The sequence below is a fragment of the Inquilinus limosus DSM 16000 genome (genome assembly GCF_000423185.1).
Classification (GTDB): domain Bacteria; phylum Pseudomonadota; class Alphaproteobacteria; order DSM-16000; family Inquilinaceae; genus Inquilinus; species Inquilinus limosus.
In genome coordinates this window covers 439269-451971 of the sequence record NZ_AUHM01000001.1, presented here as the reverse complement: position 1 = coordinate 451971, position 12703 = coordinate 439269, and the positions used below count along the sequence as shown (strand labels likewise).

Here is a 12703-nt window from a genome sequence, read left to right as displayed (position 1 = left end):
GGATCGTGCCGCGGCCCGCGATTGACAAGCCCTCTCCGCCCCCTTAAGAACCCCGGACCGAGCGGCACCGCCGCTGGACGGAGGGGTGGCCGAGTGGCTGAAGGCAGCGGTTTGCTAAACCGTCCACGGGGGAAACCCCGTGCCCGGGTTCGAATCCCGGTCCCTCCGCCATCCTGCTTCGCGCCGACGCATCTCGCAGACTCATAGAGCCGCGCGATCGCGAAGCAGGAGGCCTCCCGCAGCCTTGACGGAGAGCCTGTTTCGCCTCCCGGCACAGTCGACAGAATTCGCTTCGAAGCCAGCGCTTCCGCCGTCTTGGCTTGCTCCGCCGCCACCCGTGGCACGGGCGCATCAGCCTGTGGCAAATCTGCATCCAGCTGCGGCATCGTCGCCGGATTCTCTTGATCGGGCCATCGCTCCCCTATAGTGCTGGGAAGAGTACCGGGCAGGAAATTATGGGGTGCTTCGGCCGAATGTCTGCCGTCACGGTGCCAGAGAGACCGACGCCGATGCCGCCCGAATTGCTGGATCAAGCCTGCCGAAAGCGAAGCTGAATGAAGCCAGTCACGCCGCTGCTCGACACCATCCGCACCCCCGAGGACCTTCGACTCCTGCCGGCTTCCGACGTGAAGCAGGTCGCCGACGAGCTGAGGGCCGAGACCATCGACGCCGTCTCGACGACGGGCGGCCATCTCGGCGCCGGGCTCGGCGTGGTCGAGCTGACCGTCGCCTTGCACCGGGTGTTCGACACGCCGCGCGACAAGCTGATCTGGGACGTCGGCCACCAGGCCTATCCGCACAAGATCCTGACCGGGCGGCGCGACCGCATCCGCACCCTGCGCCAGGGCGGCGGCCTGTCCGGCTTCACCAAGCGGTCGGAGAGCGAATACGACCCGTTCGGCGCGGCGCACAGCTCGACCTCGATCTCGGCCGGCCTCGGCATGGCCGTGGCGCGCGACCTGAAGGGCGACGATTTCCGAGTCGTGGCCGTGATCGGCGACGGCGCGATGAGCGCCGGCATGGCCTATGAGGCGATGAACAACGCCGGCGCGCTGAAGAGCCGCCTGGTCGTCATCCTCAACGACAACGACATGTCGATCGCGCCGCCGGTCGGCGCCATGAGCGCCTATCTGTCGCGGCTGATCTCCTCGCGCTCCTACCGTTCGCTGCGGCACCTGATGCGCGACGTCACCGCCATCTTCCCGCGGCCGGTGGCCCGCGCCGCCAAGCGTGCCGAGGAATACGCCCGCGGCTTCGTCACCGGCGGCACGCTGTTCGAGGAGCTGGGCTTCTACTATGTCGGCCCGATCGACGGGCACAATCTCGACCACCTGCTGCCGGTGCTCGAGAATGTCCGCGACGCCGACGAGGGGCCGGTGCTGGTCCATGTCGTCACCCAGAAGGGCAAGGGCTACGGCCCGGCCGAGGCGGCGCCGGACAAGTATCACGGCGTCAGCCGCTTCGACGTCATCACCGGCGCCCAGGCCAAGCCGAAGAGCAACGCGCCCAGCTACACCGGCGTCTTCGCCCAGGCGCTGATCCAGGAGGCGGAGGAGGACGAGCGCATCGTCGCCGTCACCGCCGCCATGCCCTCGGGCACCGGCCTCGACAAGTTCGCCCAGCGCTTCCCGAACCGCAGCTTCGACGTCGGCATCGCCGAGCAGCATGCGGTGACCTTCGCGGCGGGCATGGCGACGGAAGGCTTCAAGCCGTTCTGCGCGATCTACTCCACCTTCCTGCAGCGCGCCTACGATCAGGTGGTGCACGACGTCGCCATCCAGTCGCTGCCGGTGCGCTTCGCCATCGATCGCGCCGGGCTGGTCGGCGCCGACGGCGCCACCCATGCCGGCAGCTTCGACATCGGCTATCTCGGCATGCTGCCCGGCATGGTGCTGATGGCGGCGGCGGACGAGGCGGAGCTGGTGCACATGGTGGCCACCGCCGCCGCGCTCGACGACCAGCCCTCGGCCTTCCGCTATCCGCGCGGCGACGGCGTCGGGGTCGAGCTGCCGGCCCGTGGCAAGCCCCTGCCGATCGGCAAGGGCCGGGTGCTGCGCGAGGGCACGACGATCGCCCTGCTCAGCTACGGCACCCGGCTGCAGGAATGCCTGGCGGCGGCCGAGACTCTGGGCGGCATGGGCCTGTCGACCACCGTCGCCGACGCCCGTTTTGCCAAGCCGCTGGACACCGAGCTGGTCAACCAGCTGGCCCGCCACCACGCCGTGCTGATCACGGTGGAGGAGGGGGCCGAGGGCGGCTTCGGCAGCATCGTGCTGCACCACCTGGCCCGCACCGGCCTCCTGGACCAGGGGCTGAAGATCCGGCCGATGACGCTGCCGGACCGGTTCCAGGACCATGACAAGCCGGAGCAGCAATATGTCGAGGCGGCGCTGTCGGCGCAGCACATCGTCGCCACCGCCGCCGCGGCCCTCGGCCTCGACGCCCCGGCCAGCGAGGTGATCCGGGCCTGATACTCCGCCCGTCCTTCGGCGAGCGGCCGTCCCGATCCGTCGGGGCGGCCGTTTTCCTTTGGTCGGGCCCGATTTCCCGTGCGGTCGGCGTGCCGCATCGGCGATGATGGTCCCCGAATCGATCACGTGGATCGATCCCGAGGGGACGGGAAGGGGGACAAGATGAGGCTGCGGCACGCCATCCTGGGGATGGCTGCGATCACGGCGCTGGGCGCCTGTGTTCCGGCGTCCGGGGAGACCAAGGCGCCGGCGGCTCAGGCGGCCCCCGCGGCGGCGAAGCCGGCCGCCGCGTCGGGGATCGCGGCGTTCCGCGGCTCCTGGATCGGCGCCACCGAGGGCGAGGGTGATACCCGCCGCGCCGCCGGCCTGGTGATCGACGCCTCGGCCGATGGCGGACTCTACCTGCAGTGGCGCAACGCCGAGGGGCCGCACGACGGCGCGGCGGACGACCCGCTCAAGATGCGGGAGGAAACGGCGCTGTTCCCGCCGGGCAAGACGCCGAACGTCTGGTCGACACGTCTGGACAGCGGCGCCCAGGCCAAGGCTCGGCTGGAAGGGGCGACCCTGACCGTGGAGCTGGCCGCGAAGACGAACGGCAGGACCGAGGTGCAGACCTATCGCCGCACCCTGACCGCGCCGGACAGGATGTCCCTGCGTTACACCCGGGCCGTGGCCGGCAAGGTCGAAAGCACGATAGACGCGGAGTTCGTCAAGCTGCCGATGGGGGCCGGGCCGGCGTGAGGATCCCTCCCGCTCATCCTGCATCCGTGAGGTGCGCCGGCTCGTCGCCGATTTCCTCCATCTTCCGGTCGAGCTTCTCCCTCAGGGACCGGACGACCCCGGCATAGGCCGGATCGGCATAGACGTTGAAGAGCTCGAGTGGGTCCTTCTCGCAGTCGAACAGCTCCCATTCCCGGTCCTCGCCGCCCTGGTTGGTGCCGGGAAGATCGAACCCCTCATTGTACCAGTAGATCAGCTTGTAGCGCTGGTCGCGGACGCCGTAGTGGGCGAAGGCGTTGTGGTCGGGGTCGCGGTGCATCCAATAGCGGTGATAGGCGACATCCGGCCAGTCCTTCGGCCGTTCGCCCCGCAGCAGCGGCCGGATGCTGCGCCCCTGCATGTAGGACGGGACCGTGAGCCCCGCGAGGTCGAGGAAGGTCGGCGCGAAATCGACATTGCAGACAATGTCGTCGCAGACGGTGCCTTTCGCGACCGCGCGCGGATAGCGGATCAAGAGCGGCATCTGGAAGGATTCCTCGTACATGAAGCGCTTGTCGAACCAGCCGTGCTCGCCGAGGAAGAAACCCTGGTCGGAGGTGTAGATGACGATCGTGTCGTCGGAGAGCCCGTTCCGGTCGAGATAGTCGAGCAGCCGGCCGACGCTCTCGTCGATCGAGGCGATGGTCCTCAGATACCGCTTCAGATAGCGCTGATACTTGAAGCGCCCGAGCTCGTCCTTGTCCTTGAAGGTGAAGACCGCGCCGGTGTCCCGGTCGATCAGCCGCAGGCCGGAGACATCGTCCGGATTGGGGATCTTGCGCTCGTGGCTGTACGCCCGCACCCGTTCGCCGACCTCCGCGCCGCCCTCCGGCTGCACCAGGCCGAGATCGCGGTACTTCATGTCGTCCTTGATCCGCATCCTCGCTTCGGACGCGGCCCGGGCGCGGTTCTTGTAGTCGTCGTCGAAGCTGTCCGGCATGCGGATGTCATCCTGGTAGAGGGCCCTGTGCCTCGGATGCGGCTCCCACTCGCGGTGCGGCGCCTTGTGGTGGCACATCAGGAAGAAGGGCCGGCCGGGGTCGCGGCGATCGAGCCAGGACAGGCACTTGTCGGTGATGATGTCGGTGACATAGCCGGGCACCTCGATCTCGCGGCCCATCTCGATCAGATAGGGATCGAAATACTCGCCCTGGCCAGGCAGCACCGACCAGAAGTCGAATCCCGTCGGCTCGTGCGCCTTGCCTTCGCCGAGATGCCATTTGCCGATGATCGCCGTCTGGTAGCCGCCGGTGCGCAGATGCTTGGCCACGTTGGGCAGGCGGTTGTCGATCCACATGTCCAGCACGGTCACCCCGTTCACGTGGTTGTAGGTGCCGGTCAGGATCGCGGCGCGGCTCGGCGTGCAGATCGAGTTGGTCACGTAGCAGTGGTCGAACCGCATGCCGCCGGCGGCGATCCGGTCGAGATGGGACGTCCGGGCGATCCCCGCCCCGTAGCAGCCGATCGCCCTCGCCGCATGGTCGTCCGCCATGATGAACAGGATGTTGGGCCGATCGGTCATTTCGGTCTCCTCGCTGTTCCGGTCGTGGGCGTGGGGACGATGCCGTCAGGCGGCGTCCGGAGAGGCGGCCGGCAGCCGGTCGTCCGGACCGGGCGTCTCGTAGCCGAAGCGGCGTGCGGCATCGCCGGTGATCTCGCGGATGAGGCCGCGCTCCTCCGCGGTGAAGCTCGGCTCGTAGTAGGCGGGCGGGGCGACACGGGCCTGCGCCTCGGCCGGCAGGTCGTGGGGCGGCAGGCCGCATCGGGCGAGAATCCCGGCCAGCACCTCGGCGGGGCGCGCGCAGAGATCCTCGTAGCGGACGATGACGGTCGCGGCGCGGAGATCCGGCCGGTCCTCGAGCGTGCGGGCGAGATGGCCGTAGACCAGCCTCCAGTGCTCGGCCCAGCCGGCGACCTCCCGGCCGTTCCGCCACAGCCGCTCGATCCGGGCCGTCGCCGCGGCGTCGCCGACATGGGTCGCCCGGCGGTCGAGGCCGAACTCGAAATGGCCGCTGCGGCGCATGTGCCGCAGGATGCGCGGGTTCCGCCGTTCCTCCCGGCAGAAGAGGGCGTGCTGCTTTATCAGCGAGGCGATGTGCCACACGGGATCGCGGATCGGCACGATGAAGCGGGCATCGGGGAACAGCTTCAGCAGATAGGGAAGCCGCGTGACATTGTAGTTGCCCTTGGCGAGATAGCGCGTGCCGCCGCGAATGAGCAGCATCTTGCGGATGTGGTCCCGGTAGAAGGCCTCGAAGGCCGGGTTGTCGGCATCGTCGAGGGCCGCGTTCGCCGCGGGATCGTGCAGGTGGCGGAAGAAGGTCATCCAGACGACCTCTTCGAAGGCCTCCGGGCTCTCCGCCGTGACGGCGATGCGGTCCCTGTGCGCGCGCTCGCGCGGCGCATGGGGCCTGGTCGCGGCGCGGTCGACGAACCAGTTCCAGATCCAGGGCGTGAGGACGAGCGGGAAATCCCGGTAGCGGTGGGTCGCCAGATCCGGATGCCGGCTCAGCAGTTCGAGCAGGATCGTGCTGCCGGACCGGGCGAGCCCCGCGATGTAGATCGGGCCGCGGATCGGCCGGTCGCGGATCCGGTCCTCAAGCAGGCGGCTCTCCCAGTTCCCGAGCCGGACGAGGGCTCGCGGGTGGCGCTCGGCCCAACCGCCGAGGATGTCGGTCCATCCGGCGACATGCGGTTCCGCGCCGTCGGCGGCGTGCTGCTGCGCCATCGCGTCCTCCGAAGGCCTCATTCGATGCGTCGGACAGTCTTGAAGGTCAGTGCCGTGCCGAGAAGGGCGAGGAAGAAGATGAACTCCCAGCCGCGCATCCATGGCGGGCCCAGGGACAGGACCTCCTGCCGCGGGAGGTCGAGCCGGACCAGGTCGACCGGAGAGGCGTCGTCGAGATAGCCGGCGGGGTTGCCGATCAGCAGGTTCCACCAATGCTGCTTGTGCAGAACCGGGATCGGCGCCATCACGGCGACATCGTCGAGGACCGCGCCGTCGCCGTTCAGGATCTGGACCCGCGGCGGCTTGACCGCGTCGGAGCCGATCCACCGGCCCGAATAGGGTTCGCTGACCTCGACCGCCATCGGCTCCCCGGACCGGGGGAAGATCCGGCCATAGGAGGAGTCGATCCAGATGATGACGGCCAGGAGCGGCAGCGAGGCGGCGATCGTCGCGGGGAACACCGCCCCGACGCGGCGGAGCGCGAGGGACAGCATGCGGCCGATCAGCGGCCAGGCGCCGTCGAGATCGCCGTCATGCTCGGAAAGACGCCGCTTGGCGTCCTCGAGCTCGCCCTTCAGTGCCGTGATCCGGCGTTGCGGCGACAGCAGGCGATACAGCTCCATCGACAGGATCGCGCCGAGGGCCGCCCACAGCACGAGCCTCGCAGCCGGCGGCAGCACCGCGCCCAGCCATTCGTCGGCCCAGGTCAGGAGAGGCGAAGGCAGCCCGAAGAGTCCCATGGCCTCGCCTCAGGAATCGCGGTGTTCCCGAGGAGCCTCCCGGCTGCGCATCCCCGCCTGGCGCCTCCGGCGAACCATCTTCCGCACCGGCCACGCCACCACGAATAGGATCGCCGTTCCCACCGCGAGGAGAAGCGCCCACAGCGCTCCGAGCAGGCTGATGCCGGCGCCCGGGCCGACATAGGCGAAGGCCGCCACCGGAAGCGTGAGGGTCGAGATCAGCGTTGCCGCGAAGGCGAAGCGCTTCATGACCGGGGCTCCTTGGCTTGCATGTCGCTCTGCGGCTTCGGCTGCAGCAGAGACGGGTCGAGATCCTTCGGATCCAGGCGATGCGCCGAGGCGATGACGGGGGTCAGGGTCTGCCCGTTCACCGGAGGGCTGCGCACCGGATTGACGAATTCCCAGGCGACCTCTCCCTCCGGCGTCACCTCGAGGAGCCGCCCGCCATTCGACTCGTTGATGAAGGTGTTGCCGTTCGGGAGGCGCTGCTGCGAGGAGCGGATCGAGCTGTCCAGCGGGCGATCGGCCGTGCCGCCGTACTGCCAGGCGATCTTCATCGTCCGGGGATCGAACTCGATGACCCGCGATCCCCCCTTGGGGCTGTCGAAATTGCCGTAATTGTCGAACAGCAGCATGTGGCCGTTCGGCAGGATGTCGGGGTCGTGCTGCCCGATCCACGGGCCGCGCGTCGCCCAGACGAGCTCCTCCGTATCGGGATCGACGATGCCGATCGCATCGAGTTCCCGGAACGAGACGAGAATCTGACCCGGCCGCGCGAAGGGCAGCTTCGCCGCCATGTCTTCGGTGATGTAGTCGACGTTGTTGGTGTGCAGCGGGTCTTGGACCGCGAACCAGGACACCGTCTTGAGCAGCTGCCGGTATCGCGACTTCTCGACCAGGCGGATGAGCGACAGCTTCTTCAGCTGCGCGCCGTCCGGCGAGAGGACGACGAGGAAGTCATCGAGACGCGGCGACTTGATATTCTCGAAACCCTGCAGCGGTTGCTTGGCGATCTCATTGGTCAGGGTATAGATCCGGCCGTCCGGTCCGATGTCGAGATCGTGATGGGCGCGGCCGAAATAGCTCCAGATCAGGTTGGAATCGCGGTCGAGCTTGACGACGCCGTAGCCGTAGGGGGTGTCGCCGTTGCCCTCGTAGACCGCGACGAGATCCCCGTTCGGATAGACCCGGGCTTCCTTGAAATAGACGCGCACATCGGGCTGCGGCTGCTTGATGGGGGCACCCTCGTGCCAGACCGTGCTGAAGGGCCGCCGCCATTCATGCAGAACCTGCCCGTCCATTCCGATGAGAAAGGCCGCCGCTTCATGCCCCGAGGTGTAGAGCGTCACGCCGTTCTGCACCCGGGCCGGCAGATTGGTGATCACGCCCTTCTCGGCCCGCCGTTCGGGCTGCCAGAGATCGGAGGAATAGATCTGCCGGTTGGCGACGACCTTGGCATAGAACGCCTTGCCGCCCTCGTAGGCCCTGGCGATCTGCGGGCCGGGAAAGGTGTCCGCCGCCGTCAGGATCGCCCCGAGCACGAAGATCAGCAGCGCCGCCGACATGAAGAAGGCGAGACGGAAAAACATATCGGCCAGGGATTTGCCGTCATTCTCTCCCGGGCGGCCCTCTTCTTGCTCCCTCTTGATCATCTCGACCACATCACTCCCGCGCGTCTTCTCCGTAACCGAGAACGAACAGTGCCTGGATGATGGTTCCTCCGCCGTTCAGGCCTCGAGCGTGATCTTCCGCCTGATCTCGGTGGCCGAGATCGCCTCCAGGCCGTCCTTCAGCTCGATGCGCTCGATCGAATAGCCGACGTCGCGGCCATAGAAGATGTGGGTCACGTTCGGCAGGGGCAGCACGATGAAACGCCCTGCATGCCGCGTGAGCCTCTTTTCGATCCGGTCCTTGACCGCCTCGAAGGGGAAGGGATTGTGCCCGTCCCGGCCATGGGTATCGCGGACGGCGATGCACGCCTGGCCGACCCGGCGGATGCCCTCTGCGATCAGCGCCTCGTGGCCGTCGTGAAACGGCTGCCATCGCCCGACGAACAGCGCCGTCGGGCGCTTGGGGTCGAAGACCGGCTGAAGCTTGCGGGCGATCGTCTCGGCCCAGTATTCCGGCGTGCCCTCCGCTGTCACGCGCACGTCCCACCGCTCGGGCGGCACGAAGATCCGGTTGGTGTCCTCGAAGCGGCTCTCCGCGATGCGGTCGACCCAGACGATGAAGGCGTCGCCGAAAGCGGCGCGAGTCTCCGGCGTCGGGCAGATGAAGTCGGCGACCGCGAAGCCGCCCGTCTTCACCACCTGATCGCACAGCCAGCCCATGCGCCGCGCGTGCTCGATCCGGTCCTCGACGGAAAAGCCGAGATCCTTGTTGATCCGGGATCGGACCTCGTCGGCGTTGAAATGGACGGCGTTGAGACGCCGCACCAGCCGCTCGGCCAGCGTCGTCTTGCCGGCGCCGGGCAATCCCATGACGAGAATCTTCCTGGTCGCGACGAGCATGCCTCAGCCCTTCGGTTGCCCGCGGGAGGTCGCCTGGCCTTCCCGTTCCGTCGCAGGTTCCGATTTATCAACCGTTCAAAGAGGCATTTGTTTCTAGCGACGGCGCGTGCCGGAAGGCCGCAGCCAGACGGGGTGCCTTGTTCGGCCGATCGCCGCGGGCGCTCGCATCTCGTCGGCGGTCTCGGAGACCTTACCCCGCCCGTCTCCCGATCGGCTCCGCCCGATACTCGTTCGGGTCGATGCCGTGGCGGGCCAGCTTGTCGTAGAAGGTCTTGCGCGGCAGGCGGAGCGCCTCGACCGTTGCCCGCACATCGCCCTTGTGCGCCGCCAGCGCCTCGCGCAGCAGCGCCGCCTCGTAGCGCTCGACCCGCTCCGGCAGGCTGGCCGGTGTCTCCGGCGCAGAGGGGGCGTCGATCTCGCCGAGGCCGAGCGCGACCCGGTCGGCGAAATGCGCCAGCTCGCGGACATTGCCCGGCCAGTCGTGGTCCAGCAGGTGCCGCCGCACCGCGTCGCTCAGCGGCGAAGGGTCGCGGCGGAAGCGTTCGGCGGCGCGGGCCAGGAAATGCGCGAACAGCAGCGGGATGTCGGCCCGGCGCTCGCGCAAAGGCGGGATCCGCAAGGTCACCACATTGAGCCGGTAGTAGAGGTCGGCGCGGAACCTGCCCTCCTGCGACGCCGCGGCCAGGTCGACCTTGGTCGCGGCGACGACGCGCAGGTCGACCGGCCGGCGCTCATTGGTGCCGAGCGGCTCCACGGCCCGCTCCTCCAGCACCCGCAGCAGCTTCACCTGCAGCGCCGCCGGCATGCTCTCGACCTCGTCCAGGAACAGGGTGCCGCCGTCGGCATGCTCGATCCGGCCGATGCGGCGCTTCTGCGCCCCGGTGAAGGCGCCGGCCTCGTGCCCGAACAGCTCGCTCTCGATCACGCTCTCCGGCAGCGCGCCGCAGTTCAGCGCCACCAGCGGGCGGGCGCGGCGGCGGCTCCAGCGGTGCAGCGCCTCGGCCACCACCTCCTTGCCCGATCCGGTCTCGCCCAGCACCAGCACGTCGACATCGGCGTCGGCGACGTTGCGGACGGTATCGCGCAGCCGCTCCATCTCCGGCGTGTCGCCCAGGAAGGCCACGTCGTCGGCGGCCTCCAGCTGCGCCTTCAGCCGGCGGTTCTCGATCACCAGCCGCCGCTTCTCCACCGCCCGGCGGACGCTGTCGACCAGCCGGTCGGCCGGGTAGGGCTTGGCCAGGAAGTCGTAGGCGCCGTCGCGCATCGCCGCCACCGCCATGGCGATGTCGCCGTGGCCGGTGATCAGGATCACCGGCAGGTCGGGGTCGATCTCGCGCAGCCGCCGGAACAGCTCGAGCCCGTCGGTCTCCGGCATGCGGATATCGGTGACCACCGCGCCCGGGAAATCGCGGTCGACCGCCGCCAGAGCGGCGCGGGCGGAGTCCAGCGCCGTGACCTCGAACCCGGCCAGCTCCAGGCTCTGCACATTGGCGTGCCGGATCTCGGCCTCGTCGTCGACGAAGACGACCTGTCCCGCGTTCATGGCGCCCGCTTGAGAGTCACGGTGAACACGGCCCCGCCGCCGTCCTCGCGGTTGGCGGCGGCGATGCTGCCGCCGAAGTCCCGCGCGATGTCCTGGCAGATCACCAGGCCGAGGCCGAGCCCGGCCGGCTTCGAGGTGGCGAAGGGGATGAACAGCGCCTTCATCGTGTCGGGGTCGAGGCCCTTGCCGGTGTCGGAGACGGCGATCCTAACCTCACCATCAACCGCGTCCACCGCGATCCGGATCTCCGGGTCGGGCAGGCCGGCGACGGCGTCCAGCGCGTTCTGCAGCAGGTTGACCAGGATCTGCTCCAGCCGCACCCGCTCCGCCACCACCCGGACGTCCTCCGGCGGCAGGTCCTGCACAAGTCGCACCGCCTGGCGGCGGATGCGTGGCCGGGTGAGGATCAGCGCGCCCTCGACCGCGTCGGCGCAGGAGGTCGCCTCGATCCGGTTGGTCGCCTTGCGCGAGAAGGCGCGCAGATGCTGGGTGATGGTGCCGACCCGCTCGGTCAGCCCGGCGATGGTCGACAGGTTCTCGCGCACCGCCTCCCGCTTGTCGCGGTCGAGGAACACCGACGCGTTGTCCGCATAGGCGCGGATCGCCGCCACCGGCTGGTTGATCTCATGCGCCACGCTGGCCGCGACCTGGCCGAGGATGGCCAGGCGGTTGGCCTGGGTCAGCTCCTCCTGCAACTGCTGTCGCCGCAGGTCGGCGCGGCGCCGCTCCTCCATCTCCTTGGTCAGGCGCCGGTTGGCGTCGTTGAGGGCCCGGGTGCGCTCGGCGACCCGGCGCTCCAGCTCCACCCGTGCCGCCGCCTGCTGCGCGGCCCGGCCGAGCGCGCGGTTGCGGCGGTAGAGCAGGGCGGCCGCGGCGGCCAGCGCCAGCAGCGTCACCAGCCCGGCGATCAGCCGCGTGTCCATCACGGCGCGGCTGACGGCCGGCGAGGTCGGCGCCAGCAGGTGCAGGGTCCAGCCGGTGGTCGGCACCGGGGCGGAGAGGGCCAGGAAGCGTCCGGGCTGGCGCACGCCGGGCAAGGTCGCGGTCACCGCGTCGGGCCGGGGCGAAGCCGCATCGGGCGCGATCGGCAGCGGGTCGAGCGGTGCTTCGCCATATTGCAGGCTTTCGCGCACCGCCGCGCGCTCCGCCTCCGGCAGCGGGCCGAAGCTGCGGAAGCGCCAGTCCGGCACGTCGGTCAGCAGCACCACGTTGCGCTCGTCGGTGACGAAGGCGGTCTCGGCGAAGCGGCCCCAAGCCTCCTCCATCTCGTCGAACTCGACCTTGACCACGATCACGCCGAGCAGGCCGTTCGGCCCGTCGATCCGGCGCGACAGGTACGAGCCCGGCTGTCGGCTCATCGTGCCCATGGCGAAGAACTCGGCCGATCCGGTCTCGACCGCGCGCTGGTAATAGGCGCGGAAGGCGTAGTGCTGGCCGACGAAGCTGATCGGCTCGCGCCAGTTGCTGGCGGCGATCGCGGTGCCGCTGCGGTCGAGCAGATAGATCACCGCCGCCCGCGTGCCCCGGCTCAGCGCCTCGAACTTGGCGTTGATCCCGTCCAGCCGCTGCCGGTCGTTGGATGCCGTCAGCGCGGCGCGGACATCCGGGTCCTGGGCCAGGACGAAGGGCAGGGAGCGCTGCTTCTCCAGCTCGCTGCGCAGCATGGCGACATGCAGGCCCAGCGCCGCCTCGGCCGAGCGCGCGATCTCGCCCAGCGCCCGGTCGCGCCCGATCGGCCCGGCCAGCCAGACGACGCCGGCGAACAGCACGACGCCGATCGCCGCGAACACCGCCCAGCTGCGCCGGCTCGGCAGGGTGGGCCTGGCCGGCGCGGCGGCGGTCACGGGACGGTCGAGGGCGGTCATGCCCGCGAGTCTAGCATCCCGGGGCCGGGATGGCTGCGTCAGGTTGACAGGCCGGCGCCGCGATCGTTTGCTTCCCTGGAACAGAGG

At 69.3% G+C, this 12703-nt stretch carries 10 protein-coding genes and 1 tRNA gene; 3 read left to right on the top strand and 8 right to left on the bottom strand.

Annotated features, from left to right (window positions below; genetic code table 11):
• Positions 1 to 79 precede the first annotated feature (79 nt).
• The 3 genes from G537_RS0102245 to G537_RS0102235 all read left to right on the top strand — a co-directional run bounded on the left by G537_RS0102245 (position 80) and on the right by G537_RS0102235 (position 3212).
• Positions 80 to 171 (top strand) — tRNA-Ser (locus G537_RS0102245).
• A gap of 383 nt (positions 172 to 554) precedes the next feature.
• The gene (gene dxs / locus G537_RS0102240; protein ID WP_026868734.1) at positions 555 to 2471 is read left to right on the top strand and encodes a 1-deoxy-D-xylulose-5-phosphate synthase; all 1917 of its coding nucleotides are present in this window, start codon (positions 555 to 557) and stop codon (positions 2469 to 2471) included.
• Between the two features lie 162 nt (positions 2472 to 2633).
• Positions 2634 to 3212 (top strand): hypothetical protein, encoded by a 579-nt coding sequence (locus G537_RS0102235; protein WP_026868733.1) that lies wholly within the window; start codon positions 2634 to 2636, stop codon positions 3210 to 3212.
• A gap of 13 nt (positions 3213 to 3225) precedes the next feature.
• On the opposite strand, the gene G537_RS0102230 is transcribed toward G537_RS0102235, so the two are convergent.
• The 8 genes from G537_RS0102230 to G537_RS0102195 all read right to left on the bottom strand — a co-directional run bounded on the left by G537_RS0102230 (position 3226) and on the right by G537_RS0102195 (position 12616).
• On the bottom strand, positions 3226 to 4752 hold the full coding sequence (locus G537_RS0102230) for a sulfatase family protein (protein WP_026868732.1): 1527 nt from the start codon (positions 4750 to 4752) through the stop codon (positions 3226 to 3228).
• A gap of 45 nt (positions 4753 to 4797) precedes the next feature.
• The gene (locus tag G537_RS35995) at positions 4798 to 5958 is read right to left on the bottom strand and encodes a sulfotransferase family protein (RefSeq protein ID WP_051247695.1); all 1161 of its coding nucleotides are present in this window, start codon (positions 5956 to 5958) and stop codon (positions 4798 to 4800) included.
• Between the two features lie 17 nt (positions 5959 to 5975).
• Positions 5976 to 6698 carry a hypothetical protein gene (locus G537_RS0102220; RefSeq protein WP_026868731.1) on the bottom strand — a complete coding sequence of 241 codons (723 nt, stop codon included), beginning with the start codon at positions 6696 to 6698 and terminating at the stop codon, positions 5976 to 5978.
• Between the two features lie 9 nt (positions 6699 to 6707).
• Positions 6708 to 6947: a hypothetical protein gene (locus tag G537_RS35990; protein WP_051247693.1), complete on the bottom strand. Its 240-nt coding sequence runs from the start codon at positions 6945 to 6947 to the stop codon at positions 6708 to 6710.
• Positions 6944 to 8350, bottom strand: a complete 1407-nt coding sequence (locus tag G537_RS0102210; RefSeq protein ID WP_026868730.1) for an arylsulfotransferase family protein — start codon at positions 8348 to 8350, stop codon at positions 6944 to 6946. Before G537_RS0102210 ends, G537_RS35990 begins: the two co-directional genes overlap by 4 nt.
• A gap of 75 nt (positions 8351 to 8425) precedes the next feature.
• The gene (locus tag G537_RS42775) at positions 8426 to 9208 is read right to left on the bottom strand and encodes an adenylyl-sulfate kinase (RefSeq protein WP_034850353.1); all 783 of its coding nucleotides are present in this window, start codon (positions 9206 to 9208) and stop codon (positions 8426 to 8428) included.
• A gap of 190 nt (positions 9209 to 9398) precedes the next feature.
• Positions 9399 to 10751: a sigma-54-dependent transcriptional regulator gene (locus G537_RS35985; RefSeq protein WP_034850352.1), complete on the bottom strand. Its 1353-nt coding sequence runs from the start codon at positions 10749 to 10751 to the stop codon at positions 9399 to 9401.
• Positions 10748 to 12616 (bottom strand): sensor histidine kinase, encoded by a 1869-nt coding sequence (locus G537_RS0102195; RefSeq protein ID WP_034850351.1) that lies wholly within the window; start codon positions 12614 to 12616, stop codon positions 10748 to 10750. The genes G537_RS35985 and G537_RS0102195 overlap by 4 nt, the downstream gene beginning before the upstream one ends.
• Positions 12617 to 12703 lie beyond the last annotated feature (87 nt).